The sequence below is a fragment of the Ancylobacter tetraedralis genome (assembly GCF_014195655.1).
Lineage (GTDB): Bacteria > Pseudomonadota > Alphaproteobacteria > Rhizobiales > Xanthobacteraceae > Ancylobacter > Ancylobacter tetraedralis.
This window is the reverse complement of sequence record NZ_JACICD010000010.1, coordinates 50,221-63,597: the sequence shown is the minus strand read 5'-3', so window position 1 is coordinate 63,597 and position 13,377 is coordinate 50,221. Positions and strand designations below refer to the sequence as shown.

The 13,377-nt window shown below is 63.6% G+C and carries 11 protein-coding genes, 1 tRNA gene and 1 pseudogene; 10 read left to right on the top strand and 3 right to left on the bottom strand.

Translation table 11 applies throughout. The features are described from left to right. Positions 1 to 335: 335 nt before the first annotated feature. Together FHS55_RS19865 and FHS55_RS19860 are read right to left on the bottom strand one after the other, a co-directional pair. Complete coding sequence (locus tag FHS55_RS19865) at positions 336 to 2,051, bottom strand: retron Ec67 family RNA-directed DNA polymerase/endonuclease (RefSeq protein ID WP_183191530.1); 1,716 nt, start codon at positions 2,049 to 2,051, stop codon at positions 336 to 338. A 478-nt stretch (positions 2,052 to 2,529) separates the two neighbouring features. After that, the gene (locus FHS55_RS19860; protein ID WP_183191580.1) at positions 2,530 to 3,447 is read right to left on the bottom strand and encodes a LysR family transcriptional regulator; all 918 of its coding nucleotides are present in this window, start codon (positions 3,445 to 3,447) and stop codon (positions 2,530 to 2,532) included. 297 nt (positions 3,448 to 3,744) lie between these two features. Between FHS55_RS19860 and FHS55_RS19855 the strand changes: the two genes are divergently transcribed. From FHS55_RS19855 to FHS55_RS19820, 8 genes and pseudogenes are all read left to right on the top strand, one after another. After that, positions 3,745 to 4,293: a hypothetical protein gene (locus FHS55_RS19855; RefSeq protein WP_183191529.1), complete on the top strand. Its 549-nt coding sequence runs from the start codon at positions 3,745 to 3,747 to the stop codon at positions 4,291 to 4,293. 8 nt (positions 4,294 to 4,301) lie between these two features. Then, positions 4,302 to 5,276, top strand: coding sequence for an NAD(P)H-quinone oxidoreductase (locus FHS55_RS19850; RefSeq protein ID WP_343056295.1), 975 nt, complete (start codon positions 4,302 to 4,304; stop codon positions 5,274 to 5,276). Positions 5,277 to 5,423: 147 nt separating this feature from the next. Next, the gene (locus FHS55_RS19845; RefSeq protein ID WP_183191527.1) at positions 5,424 to 6,323 is read left to right on the top strand and encodes an HNH endonuclease; all 900 of its coding nucleotides are present in this window, start codon (positions 5,424 to 5,426) and stop codon (positions 6,321 to 6,323) included. A 232-nt stretch (positions 6,324 to 6,555) separates the two neighbouring features. Beyond that, positions 6,556 to 8,039 (top strand): annotated as a pseudogene (locus FHS55_RS19840) (hypothetical protein); the annotation flags it as partial. A 320-nt stretch (positions 8,040 to 8,359) separates the two neighbouring features. Continuing rightward, a complete protein-coding gene (locus tag FHS55_RS19835) occupies positions 8,360 to 8,569 on the top strand; it encodes a hypothetical protein (RefSeq protein ID WP_183191583.1) in 210 nt (69 codons plus the stop codon). A 66-nt stretch (positions 8,570 to 8,635) separates the two neighbouring features. Further along, complete coding sequence (locus FHS55_RS19830; protein ID WP_183191526.1) at positions 8,636 to 8,890, top strand: type II toxin-antitoxin system prevent-host-death family antitoxin; 255 nt, start codon at positions 8,636 to 8,638, stop codon at positions 8,888 to 8,890. Positions 8,891 to 8,900: 10 nt separating this feature from the next. After that, a complete protein-coding gene (locus tag FHS55_RS19825; RefSeq protein WP_183191525.1) occupies positions 8,901 to 9,326 on the top strand; it encodes a hypothetical protein in 426 nt (141 codons plus the stop codon). Between the two features lie 25 nt (positions 9,327 to 9,351). Further along, on the top strand, positions 9,352 to 11,049 hold the full coding sequence (locus FHS55_RS19820; RefSeq protein ID WP_183191579.1) for a recombinase family protein: 1,698 nt from the start codon (positions 9,352 to 9,354) through the stop codon (positions 11,047 to 11,049). On the opposite strand, the gene FHS55_RS19815 is transcribed toward FHS55_RS19820, so the two are convergent. Beyond that, a tRNA-Met gene (locus tag FHS55_RS19815) sits at positions 11,006 to 11,082 on the bottom strand. The two genes, FHS55_RS19820 and FHS55_RS19815, sit on opposite strands and share 44 nt — an antisense overlap. Before the next feature lie 152 nt (positions 11,083 to 11,234). On the opposite strand from FHS55_RS19815, the gene FHS55_RS19810 reads away from it, so the two are divergent. Both FHS55_RS19810 and FHS55_RS19805 read left to right on the top strand, forming a co-directional pair. Further along, positions 11,235 to 12,188, top strand: a complete 954-nt coding sequence (locus tag FHS55_RS19810; protein WP_183191524.1) for a CHAD domain-containing protein — start codon at positions 11,235 to 11,237, stop codon at positions 12,186 to 12,188. A 56-nt stretch (positions 12,189 to 12,244) separates the two neighbouring features. After that, the gene (locus FHS55_RS19805; protein WP_183191523.1) at positions 12,245 to 13,180 is read left to right on the top strand and encodes a LysR family transcriptional regulator; all 936 of its coding nucleotides are present in this window, start codon (positions 12,245 to 12,247) and stop codon (positions 13,178 to 13,180) included. Positions 13,181 to 13,377 lie beyond the last annotated feature (197 nt).

Genomic DNA, 13,377 nt, shown 5'->3' with positions numbered 1-13,377 from the left:
TATGTTTCATATATTCAAAGGTCAACCTATCTTTGGATGTGCACGTCCGCTGTCGGGCAGCCGCGAATCCTCGGGGATGACGTGGAAGGGGCGGCTGCAGAGCGCCGGCTATCGACACAGCGGCAGTCAAAACCGGACAGTACGCCACCAGCCCCATTGCGGCGTTGCGCTGGTGATGGGATCTCCCGCGGCGATGACCGGCAGGGGGTGGGAAGCCGAATGGCGGGTTTTAGGGAGCAACTCTAGAGAGCTGCCATTCGCTTTTTCACGCAACTTTACAGGCAAGCAGAAAGTGGAGCTTTCCTCAGAGACGCCAGCGAATCGTGCAGAGACGCCTATTTTGCTCGATGGTGCTCGATGGCCGCCACGATCCTCTCTAACAGTAGATCGAACCCCGAAAAATCGATGTTGCCGGCATTGGGCTTCACTACCGAGTTGGCGAAGACCTCCTTGCTGTACTCAGTTTCAGGGTTGATTGTATTCGAGCAATTGAATTTCTTACCATTGAGTTCAATATTCAGCCAGACGTCAGGGAACAGGGACTCGATTGCACTCTTGCCTCCTGCCTCCGGTGTCTTCACCACATACAGATTTTGGATTATGTGGTAGAAGTGGGCGGTGGTCTTCACGTCGATCTTGACCTTGAAGTTGTCCCAGATCGTGCTAGCAACCGACGCGAGACCATCATCATTGTCGAGAACGAGGATTACGGGGTGCGCCAAGGGGGTATGTGCAATGGCACGCGGATCATTCTTGGACGGTTGAAAATTCCGCCGATAGTCCAGCGGAATGGACCTCAGGTTGCCACTGCCGCCGCCGCTGAGGTCCAATATCTCATGAGCGAGCCCCCCATAGTTGAAATACCGGACAGCGTGCTCAAAACGGCCGGCCGTCTTTGCCCCCAGTACGGGATGAAATGCAGTTCTGGCCTTGACGGCCTCCCTGAGATAGACTGGATCTGTCTTGCCTTCTGTCACGATCAGCGGCGCTTGGAGGGCAACGAAGTATTTGTAGAACAGGAACCTGCGATAGAGGCTCCGGATGGCTCGAGGTTTGATCCGTTGTTCTCTGACATCGCGCCGGTCTTCGGTCTGCGTGACGGCGTAGATGTGCCCCAGTACCCCCTCAAGCGGATTAAGATTGCTTGTGAGATCAGGCTCGGGCGCCGATGCTTTCATTGAGGTAAAGTATTGCCCGCTTGAAAAAAGGGCGTCACACATGGCGCGCGCGTTGCGGTAATATTCGCTTGGGATGTTAACCTTCTCATTGACGACGAGGCCCGTCACCGTCTGCCGGCTACCACGGAACTGCACCCTAGTCTTCGCAGGATTCACGGCGAAGCCCGACGCCGTGATCTTGCCCAGCAATTCATCGCTCAGGTGCCAGATCGTTGCATCTGTGGGATCCTGCGAAGCAAGACCCGCGGGGAAGTCCTTCTGGCTCGTTGAGAAGGTAATGTCATCGGCATAGCGACTATAGGTGACGCCGTATTTCTTGGCAAGGCGCACAAGTCGCATATCAAGCACTTGGCCGATGAGTTCCGCGATAATCGGTGAGCAGGGGCTACCCTGTGGAAGGGCCGTGCCATCACAGGCAATCTGCGCAATCGTAGTCGCTACTTCCGGCTGCAGGGCAAATGAGTTGTCCTTCAGAAAGAAACCGCGAACGCGACCGAAATTGAACGATGGAAAGTAATCCGCCAGATCGAGATTGAGCACCCATTTGCGACGCTTGTGCCGCGTGGCGTTGTCTGCGATCCATCGGTCACGCCGGAAACCAAAGGAAAGGGGTTTGGCATCCCGCTCTTTCTCGATCTCATCCAGGCATGCGTATAGCAGATGGGAGAGATGTGATTGCAGCTTTTTCAGCTTGGCATCAGGAGCCTTGATGGTCCGTTTACCGCCGGACTTCTTGTCGATTTCAAAGTTGGTGTAACGGTCTTTGGCGGGGGGGTGGTAAATGATCGCCGTGAGCGCACTCGGCTTGTAGCCCAGGACTGTCGCAAGCTCTTTTCGGTCTTTCGCAGCTTTAAGCTTTTCCAGTTGGGACATGGAAACTCACAGGCAATAAAGGCTTACGGGCACTCTTACGCGATCGTCACGCCGACAAGCCATTCCGCCCAAATCGGCAATACGTTCCATGGTAGCACAAGCGCTCCCCTGGCATTGGTACATATGTCTCGAAACCGGACAACAATTCTGCCCGTAAGCCACCGACTCTACTAGGGCAAAACTTGGGTAATGTAAATACGGGTTCCCGATTGAAGTCATACCGCAATCGATGCACCGGTCTCCTATGCGGTTCTGCCGCATTCGCCGCTACGCTGCGGTGCGCCAAGATAGCTGAGCGGCAGATTTCGGGCGGAGAAGTAAGCATTCCGAACGACCGTAATGATGTCGGCTGCAGAATGGCGGCTATCTGCGCAGTGGCAGCCAAGACCGGTCTGCTCCCGGCCCCAAACCGGCCATTCGTCGTCGTCGCAGCGAACTTCTGCTTCTGGCGCGCTACGCCCATTCAGACGTTATTCGATCACGGCTCCCAACTCGGCGGACTTCCGATAGAAGCCCGCAATGCCTCGGTGAAGGCGCGCACCTTCGCGCTCGGCTGCGGCAGAGCACGCAACAGATAGATTCCTGACGAGTCGTCGTTCCATGGCTCACCGCCGAGCCCCAGCCGCACCAGCTTTCCCACCCTGACATCCGGTCCGACAACCCAGCTCGACAGGAGCGCGACACCCAAGCCCGCCTCAGCCGCCGCGCGCAGGGCCTCGAAATCATCTGACCGGAAGGTCACCGTGCCTTTTCCGGCGTGGCCCGCTGGGCAACCGAGTACCTCGCGCCAACCAAGCAGATCGGCGCCATGTAGCTTGTCGAGCAGCCGATGCGATGACAGATCCGCCGCGCTGTCGGGCGTGCCCGCCCGCGCCAGATAGACCGGGCTCGCGACCAGCAGCCGCGCGAGCGGCGCCAGCCTGGTTGCGATCAGCGTACTGTCGGCCAGCGCGCCCATGCGGATGACAAGGTCGAGACGTTCGGCCACCGGATCGGCCAGCCGTTCCGTCAGGTCTAGCTCGACATGCAGAGCCGGATGCTCGATCTGCAACGCCGCGACGACAGGCAGGACATAGCGCTTGCCGAAGGTCGGGAAGCAGGCGATCCGCAGCGTGCCGGAGACCGAACCGTCGAAGGCGGCGACCTCCGCATGGGTGTCGGCCAGTTCGTCGAGATGCCGCAAGGCCCGCTCATGCAGCCGTTGGCCGGCATCGGTGAGCGTGAGCGCCCGCGTCGAGCGGATGAGCAGGGCGACGCCCAGATCCGCCTCCAACGCGTCGATCTGGCGGACGATCGCCGAAGGCGTCACCGCGCGCCGGCGGGCGGCACCTGAAAAGCTCCCGGCCCGGACGACATCGACGAAGGTGGCGAGATACTCAGCGAAATGGGGTCTCATCTTTGCGATCCAGGCAAAGCCGTTTGCAGCAGGCTCCGGCTTATCGCCGGTCCCGGACACTCGCATATTCGTGGCGCTCACACAGCGGCCGCACCTCATCGGCGTGCACGCATCGCGGCAAATCGGGCAGTCGTTCCATCTCGCAAGCAAGGTCAGCGATCATGGAGATATCGAAATACGCCCAGGCGAGACGTCGCGCATAACCGGTTCCGCATCGATCTTCATCGTATTGGCGTTCGGCCTCCGGGAAGACGGACGCTGATGTCTAATACAAACGTATATCGACAAGGCAGAAGAATGAAAGCCCTCACCGACAAGATCCTTTCACAGTCCGCCTATACCGCGGAAATCGACGTTTCCCTCGAAAAGGTCGACATCGCGGTCTGGCTGTTCACGCTGCCGGAGGCGGAATATCTGCGCTGCTGCCCACCGGACCATATCGGCTCCGGCGTCACCACGACGGACGATGGTCGCCGCATGGTGATCAATGTCGAGATGATCGGCACCGGCCTGGTGATCCAGCACTATGTCGCCGAGGAAGCCACGGCGCACTATTGCCGGATGAATTCGATCTCCGACGTGTTCACACCGGTGGGACGCACGCAGGTCAACGTCATCTGGGAACTGATCGCCGAGTCGATCGAGGGTGGGCGCACCCGCTACACCAACCGCGTCACCTCGCACCCGACCGACGTGTTCATGGACTTCCTTGCTGCACACGGTCAGAGCTTCGAGCAGGCGGCCGTGGCCCGGCAGGAGGCCGGTGGCGACCACAACCGCCGCGAGACGCCGCTCTTCGCCGCCAGCATCGCCCGCCGCGCGGTCGCCAAGGCCGCAGCGAAATGAAAGCGGTCGTGTTCGACGACTTCGGCGAGGCGGATGTCCTTCGCCTCGCCGAAGTGCCTATGCCGCAGGCCCGCCCCGGCGATCTTCTGGTCAAGGTACACGCGACCGGCGTCAACCGCGCCGATCTGTTACAGCGGCAGGGCTATTACGGTCGCCAGAGCTACGGCGATAGCGACCTGCTCGGGCTTGAAGTGGCCGGCGAGGTGGTGGCGGTCGGCGCCGATGTCACCGACATCGGGCCCGGCGAGCGGGTGATGGGAATCGTCGGCGGCGGCGCCTATGCCGAATTTGCCCGCGTCGACCGCGCCATGGCGGTGCGCATTCCCGAGGATCTCGATTATGTCGGGGCGGCGGCAGTGATGGAATCCTTCGTCACCGCCTGGGAAGCCGCCGTGCATCTCGGCGAGACAGCTCGCGGGATGGCCGTGCTCATCCACGCGGCGGCCGGCGGTGTCGGGTCCGCAGGTGTCCAGATCGCCCACGCCTTCGGTGCGCGCGTCTTCGCAACCGCCAATGCCGAGCGCCGCGCCGAGGTGCTGGCGCTGGGTGCCGAGGCGGTGTTCGATTATCGTTCCGAGGACTTCGAGCTTGGGGTGCGTGATGCCACCGGTGGGCGCGGGGTCGATGTGATCGTCGATTTCGTCGGCGGTGACTATCTCGCGCGCAACCTGCGCAGCCTCGCCCCAGGCGGGCGCCTGGTTCAGGTCGGCCTGCTGAGCGGGCAGGACACCGCCAGCATCCCGCTCTCGGTGTTGCTGCACAACCACCTGCGCCTCATCGGCACGGTGATGAAATCGCGCACCGTGGACGAAAAGCGCGCCATGGTGCAGCGCTTCGCGGAAGGCGCGCTTCCGATGTTCGCCGATGGCCGGCTGGAGCCGCTGGTTGGTAAGGTCTTTCCACTCGCGCAGGCCGCCGAGGCGCATCGCGCCATGGAGGCGGGCGGCGGATTGGGCAAGATCGTGCTGAACGTGACCGCGTGAGGCACAGCGGCGCGATCCGCCTCGAGCCGTGACCGTCCATGATTGCAGGATGAGTTTCCGCTCTCGGCGTTCAGCCGACCGCCCGCAGCTGCGCGACCCGGCTCCTTGCGCCCTCGCGCCGGCGGGATGGCGCGGTAAGATCGCGCCATGGGATTCGGCGTTTTCATCCACCGTATTGACTCTATCTACGACGACAGCCCGGCGGATCGGTACCAGTTCCCGGCGCAATATCTCAGCCGCGTCGAGGCCTGCGTTGGCGATTGGATCGTCTATTACGAGCCGCGGAAGGTGGCGGAGACGCGCGGCTATTTCGCCATCGCCAAGGTGGAGCGTGTTGTATCCGATCCGACAGAACCGGGCATGTTTCTCGCGCTGATCGAGCCGGGCAGCTATCTCGACTTCGCCAGCCCGGTGCCGTTCAGCGATGACGATGGTGTCATCGAGCGCGGCGTTCTGAACGAGGATGGGCGGATCTCCGGCCGTGCCCAGGCCGCGGTTCGACCGCTCTCGCCGAGCGATTTCGACCGCATCATCGCGCGCGGCCTCGATGACCGTGCGCCGCTGCTTCCGCGCACGGATGCCGATTTGCCTCCGAACGGATTCCGCGAAGAACAGGCTCCGTTTGCTTTCGAGGAGAGTCGCGAGCGCGTCAGCTATCTCTCATCCCGGATCGTACGGGATCGCGTCTTCCGACGCATCGTGCTGCGCGCCTATGACGAGCGCTGCGCCATCAGCGGCTTGAAGCTCATCAATGGCGGCGGGCGGGCCGAGGTCGCGGCGGTGCATATTCAGCCCGTTCAGGCGAACGGTCCGGATATCGTCGGCAATGGATTGGCTTTGTCAGGTACGGCGCACTGGATGTTTGACCGCGGGCTGATCAGCCTGTCGGATGATCTCGACGTGCTGATCTCCCGGCACGCCAACGATCCCGATGGCGTGCGCGCCTTCATCAATCGGAGCGGACGCGCCATTGCCCCGCAACGGGCGTTCGAGCGTCCGCATCCGCACTTCCTGCGTTGGCATCGGGAGCACGGCTTCAAGCAGTGAGGCCGATAGCATCGGGCCGCTGCGACTGCATGAAGCGTGCAACATCCCGTCGCATGCGCCGCAGTTCGGGCCATGGGAAATGCCGCCCCTCGGCGCCGTCGGCCCCGACGGCGATCAGCACGTCGAGTTTCGCTGAAAGACCACGCAGAGACGCGGCGTCTGCCGCGAAGAGTATCGCGATCAGCCGCTCTTCCTCGCTGGATGCCGCCGCCTCTTGCTGTCGGGTGGCGGAATAGTGATCTCGGGAACGACCGACTATCGGCGCTTCCAGGCCGCTGCCATGAAGCAGCGCTATTCGATCCGCTTTCCCGGCCTGCTCGATCAGTCCTCCAGGCCGCGCGGGCTGTACCGGTTTTGCCGGGAAGAGGATGATCGCTGCCCGATCCGGACCTCGCGAGTGCGGCGCTCGATGCGCCGCCTCGGCTGGCCGAGGAGATGGCCGATCTCGTCCGGTTCAAGACGGCGACGCTGACGGCCTTCGGCTATCAGCGCAATGGTGTCTGGAGCGAGGAGACGGCATCCCAGAAGGTCGAGCATCTCGGCCTGATGTTCGGTGCGCTGGCAGCTTCACCCAGCGGCGCGGTCCACGGTTTCGGCGTGCCGCTGGAAAACCTGAGCTTTGGCCTTCTGGTCTTCCCGATCGTGTGGGACTGGTACATCCAATGGCGCGAGCGTCGGCGCGGCTTCTACACCGCGTGGGAAGTCGACATGCTGCGCATCGCTGCCGCGCTCACCCGCGCCGAGACAGGCTGGCTGCGCCAAAACCCGCAGTTGGCGGAACGCATCCGTCCTATCCCCAATCTGATCACCGAGCGCGACGTTGCCGCTGCCCGTGCTGACTGGGACGCAGCCTGCGAGCAGATGCATCGCCATGGCCTCGCCCGCGCACGGGAGGTGCAGCGCGTAGCGCGCATCCACCGTGATCCCTTCGAGCCGATCATCGCGGTGCTGGAGGCGGACAGCCCCGTCGCCGAGTATCGCAAGATCACCGAGGAAATCCTGCGCTTGATGCCGGACGAGAAGCGCTACCCGCGCGCTGCGGCCGAGGCGGTGCGGGCCTTCCTCATGCTGCGGCTCGGCCTGCATCTCGGGCTTCGGCAGAAGAACCTGCGTCAGCTCCTCGTCTGTCCCCGCGGCCGGCTGCCAACCTCGGAGCGCCGCCTTGCGGAGCTCAAGCGCGGTGAGTTGCGCTGGAGCGAGCGCGACCAGGGATGGGAGGTTCTTATCCCCTCCGTCGCCTTCAAGAACGCGAACTCGTCCTTCTTCGGCAGCAAGCCATTCCGGCTGATCCTACCCGACCTCGGCGGCCTCTATCACTATCTCGAGGCCTATATCGACCGGCACCGTAGGGTGCTGCTCAAGCACGCGGCCGATCCGGGCACGCTGTTCGTCAAGACGGTGAAGCTGACCAGCAAGGATGCCGCCTACTGCCAAAACACCTTCTACGAGGCCTGGCGTCTGGCAATCCAGCGCTATGGCATCCACAACCCCTATACCGGTCGTGGTGCCATCAAGGGCCTGCTGCCCCACGGCCCGCACAATGTCCGGGACGTGCTCGCGACCCACATCCTCAAGAAGACCGGCTCCTATGAGCAGGCGAGCTACGCCATCCAGGACACCCCGGAGATGGTCGCCAAGCACTATGGGCGCTTTCTACCGCAGGACAAGGCCGCCCTCGCGGCACGGATCCTCAACAAGGTGTGGGAAGCGGCATGAGGGTAGAGGGAACGATGCGCGAGTCTCTTCGCAGCCCACGCGACGCGATGGCGCGCTGCCGCATGCGCGACCCGCTTCCGCAGCAGGACAGAGGCGGACAGCACCGTAAGGGGAGTTTGACGAGCCGCTCATTCGGGACAGGAATGGCGCATTCGACGCCCTTGCCTTGACCGGGGCGCTTGTAACGCCTCAGTCAAGGCATCCCATTTGCACGTGATGGTGTCCTTTTCGCCGCACGACCATCGTTTGGGGCTTTCCCGTGCGCTCGGGAAGGTCTTCGGTCGTTCCTGGGCCTTTCCGGCTCGGGATTTTCGGACGCAATGACGTTCAAGCGGCACAGGAACAACCCTAAGGCACTCGGACCGTTAGCCGGACCGGAGACGGCGCTGGCCCGCTCCAAACGTGCCGAAGAGGCGGTTCTGGGTCTTGCCCGGATCATCGGTCGCCAGATCGCCCGCGAGCAGTTTGATCGGCACATCGCGTTGGAGCGGAAGGTCCGGAGGAAACGTTCGACGGGCGAGGAGGTGTAATTCCAGCTTTGCTCATAAACAAATTATACGTATAATTCTGGCATGCGATCTGAAAGGATGCCCGCCATGGCGAGAGTCGGTTCCCTCGAATTCCAGCGCAAGTTCGGCGAGTTCCAGCATCAGGCCCAGCGCGAGCCGGTGGAGATCACACGGCACGGACGTCGCGAGTTCGTACTGATGTCCGCTGACCATTATGATTGGCTTCGGGCCGCCGCGCAGCGGACCCACCGCACGGCCGACGCCATCGATGTGGTGATCGACGCGGTGGAGCGTGCGGAGATGGGCGCCGAGCACGCACACCTGAACGACCTGTTGAAGTAAGGCGTTCGCCGTGGCGTTTCCCGAACCAAAGCCCGGCCTCATTCTCCGCTATGACTACCTCTGGACGCACGAGGCAGCTGCTGGCCGCGATCAAGGCAAGGATCGCCCGACGTGCCTCGTCGCCGCGACCGATTCCCCTGTGCGCCCTCGCTATGTAGTGTTGCTGCCGATCACCCATACGCCGCCGTCCGGCGATACGGTGGGGATCGAGATTCCGGCGAAGGTGAAAGAGGCTATCGGCCTCGACAGCGAGCCGAGTTGGGTGATCGTATCGGAGCACAATATCGACGAATGGCCGAATGGCGGGCTGTCGCCGGTTCCTGGCAAACCGGGTGAGTTCAGCTACGGATTCATCCCGCCAGGGCTGTTCGCGAAAATCAAGGCCAGCTTCCTCGAACTGGCACGAGCGAAGAAAAGTGGTGCCGTCCGCCGCTGACCATGGAGACACGAAAGGAAGGTCTATGACCCGCGTCGCGCTCTATGCCCGCTATTCCTCAGATCATCAGCGGGAAGCCTCAATCGAAGACCAGCTTCGCCTCTGCCGTGAGCAGGCGAGGCGCGACACGTGGAACGTGGTCGCCACTTACAAGGACGCAGGGATTTCCGGTTCCAGCATGATCCTGCGACCTGGCATCCAGATGTTGCTGCAGGACGCGCAGGCGGGACAATTCGATGTGGTGATGGCGGAGGCGCTGGACCGCATCAGCCGCGACCAGGCCGACATTGCGACGCTGTTCAAGCATCTAAAGTTCGCCGGCGTGCCGATCGTCACATTGGCCGAGGGCGAAATCAGCGAATTGCACGTCGGCCTGAAGGGCACGATGAACGCGCTTTTCCTCAAGGACCTTGCCGCCAAGACGCATCGCGGACTTCGTGGTCGGATCGAGGACGGCAAGTCGGGCGGTGGGCTTTGCTACGGCTACAAGGTGGTGAAAAGGCTCGACACATACGGCAATCCCGTTCGAGGAGACCGTGAGATCGACGAGCTCGAAGCCAACATTGTTCGACGTGTGTTTCGCGAGTTCGCGGAGGGTGTCGGTCCGCGCACAATTGCGCGCCGACTGAACGAGGAGGGCATTCCCGGCCCGAGCGGCAAACTGTGGAGCGATACAACGATCCGCGGTCACGTCAAACGCGGAACCGGTCTCGTGAACAATGAGCTCTATATCGGCCGCTTGCTCTGGAACCGGCTTCGATATGTCAAAGACCCGTCAACCGGGAAGCGGGTCTCGCGGATGAATCCGCAGTCGGAATGGATCGCCAAGGACGTCCCTGAACTGCGAATCGTCGACGACGAGCTGTGGCAAGCCGTGCGCGAGCGGCAAGGCGAGATCACCGAGAAGTACGTGAATGTCGCCGAGGCCATCCGTGATCACCATACCAAGAATCGATTGAACGGCGGCCGCCGGCCGAAGTCGCTGCTCTCGGGGCTGATATTCTGCGGCTGCTGTGGTGGCCCGTACTCCATGCGCGGATCCGACCGCTTCGCTTGCTCAAACCACATCAGCAAGGGTAGCTGCTCCAACAGCCGGACGATCCCGCGCGAGGACTTGGAGCGCCGCGTGCTGGCCGGTCTCAAGGGCCGGATGATGGCACCTGAGGTCGCGGCAGAGGCGATGCGCGCTTATGCCGATGAGACGAACCGGCTCAATCGGGAACGCCGCTCGAATGGCGACGCCTGGAAAGCCGAGCTGGTCAAGGTGGAGAAGCAGATCAGGGGCATCATCGAGGCCATCAAGGCTGGGATGTTCCATGAGAGCATGAAGGCCGAAATGGACACATTGGAGGCCCGAAAGAAGGAGCTTTCGGAGTTACTGGTCGATGTCCCCAACGACGTGCCGGACATGCTGGCAAGGGCCGCGGTCATCTATGCGAGCAAGGTCGCGACTCTGACCCACGCGCTGAACAGGCCGGAAGAAAGGCCTCAGGCGGCGGAAGCTTTGCGGATGCTGATCGAGCGGATCGTGCTCACGCCCGGCAATGAACGAGGCGAGATGTTCGCGGCATTGCACGGCGAACTGCGCACCATCCTCGAATGGACCGAGCGCCAGGCCATCGGAAAGACCGGTAAAACAACAAAACCCGCAGCCGAGGCTGCGGGTTTGTCGGTATCAGTGGTTGCGGGGGCAGGATTTGAACCTGCGGCCTTCAGGTTATGAGCCTGACGAGCTACCGGGCTGCTCCACCCCGCGTCAGAGCCGGAAGGCGTTGGGCGCCGCCGACGAGGGGTATCTAGCAATCCGGATGGCCAAAGGAAAGGGGCATGGGGTACTTTTTGTCATGGGAACGTCGCGCCTGGCCGGCAAGTTGCCTGCAAGCCGTTAAAATAACAAAGGAAATGCCGATGTCGGATCTTGTGCATGGCGGCTCCGCGTCATCGACGCCCGAGAGCGCGGCGGAGCTTGAGGCCGCGATGTCGGCGCTGGCGCGGGCGCTGGGCGACGCGGCGGGGCAGGCGCGGGGAGCGCTCGACATCACCGAGCCGGTGCAGGCGGTGCATGAAATGCGCAAGGCGTTCAAGCGGTTGCGGGCGCTGCTGCGCCTTGTCCGCCATGCCGGCGGACGCGAGGAGCGCGCCGCCGCCCGCGGGCTCGGCCGGGCGCTCGGCACCGCCGCCGGCCGGCTGTCGGTGACGCGTGATGCCGCCGCGCGGCGCGAGGCGCTCGACGATCTGGTCGAGCAGGAACTCATCGCCCCGGCGGTGCGCGGGGCCGCCAGCCGCGCGCTGGCGCCGCGTGGCGCGGACGGACAGGAGGCGGGCCTCGGCCGGCACCGCGCGGAACTGTCCGCGCTGATCGAGGCATGCGCCACCGGCGCCCGGGATCTGGCAGGCCCGCTTGGCCTGCGGCGCATGCTGGACGCGATGACGGTGGAATATGCCCGTGCCCGGCGGCTGGGCGGCAGGGTCGATGCCGCCGACCCGGAGAGCCTGCACGCGTTGCGCAAGGCCGTCGTCGCCCATCGCTACCAGATGGAGCTGGCAAGCGAGGCCTGGCCGGCGATGGGCACATTCTGGGTGAACGAGTTGCAGAAGCTGCGCGACCGGCTCGGCACGCATCACGATCACGCGGTTCTGCTGCACGATCTGCAGGCGCTGCCCCCGCGCCGTGCCTCCCGCGCCGAATCCAGCGAGTCCCAGCCGACGACCCAGCCGGCCTGGCGCGCCGCGCTCGCCGCTTCGATCGAGATTCGTCAGGCGAAGTTGGTGCGCACCGGGATGCGCCAGCACGCCCGGCTGTTCGCCGAAACGCCGAAAGCCTTCCGCCGGCGCCTCGCGGCCTATTTCGATCCTGTATAGGATCGGGAATAGATACGGCCGCCCGCGCCACCCGGCGCGCGTCACAGGAGGGGCGGATGTTCGTCCGGCAGATGAATTATCTGGTCGCGCTGGCCCGCGAGAAGCATTTCGGCCGGGCGGCGGCGGCGTGCCATGTCTCGCAGCCGACGCTTTCCGCCGGCATCCGCAAGCTGGAGGAGGAACTCGGCCTACCCATCGTGGTGCGCGGCCACCGCTTTCTCGGCTTCACCGCCGAGGGGGAGCGAGTGCTCGCCTGGGCGCGGCAGATCGCGGCGGATTACGCGAGCCTGCGGCAGGAGCGGGCGGACCCCTCGGGCCGCCTGAGCGGCACGCTCCGGGTGGGCGCCATTCCCGCCGCGACGGCCGCCGCGCCGGCCCTGCTCGCGCCCTTCCGCGACCGGCATCCGGAGGTGACGGTGCAGATGCTCACGCTGAACTCGGCGGCGATCCAGCGCGGGCTCGACGAACTCGATCTCGATGCGGGCATCACCTATCTGGACAACGAGCCGCTCAACCGGGTGCGCCGCGTGCCGCTCTATACCGAGCGCTACGTGTTCGTGACGCGGGCCGGTGACCCGCTGGCGCGCCGGCGCACGCTGCGCTGGGCGGAAGCTGCGGCGCAGCCGCTGTGCCTGCTCACCCCCGACATGCAGAACCGGCGCATCATCGATCAGGTGATGGCCGAGGCGGGGCTTGCCTCGCAGCCGGCGATCGAGACCAATTCCTTCATGGGGGTGTGGAGCTTCGTGCGGCGCGGGCCGTGGACCAGCATCGTGCCCGAGGCGAGCTTCAAGGGCCTCGGCAATGCCAGCGACCTCATCGCCATCGAACTGGTCGAGCCGGTGCGCACCCAGCCGATCGGCCTGGTTCTGTCGGAGCGCGATCCCCTGAGCCCGGTGGCCGGCGCGCTGCTGAAACTGGTGCGGGCGATGACGCGCGAGGCTCGGGACGAAGCGCGGGACGGGTCAGGTTCGATTGAGAATATCTTTTAAGTGATGGGGTGTTGATCGGTTCTGTCTATTGATTCTTCGCCCCTTTCAATTTGAGCCGGGCGCCCTAATTCCTCATTGTATGACGGTCGACGGCGAAGCGGCAGGGATCACGCCGCACGCCGGCCGATGTGGAGGACGCCCGTCGCGCTGTGCGCGGGGTATCAGGCGGCGCGCCGCAAGGGCGGCCGTTCTGAAGG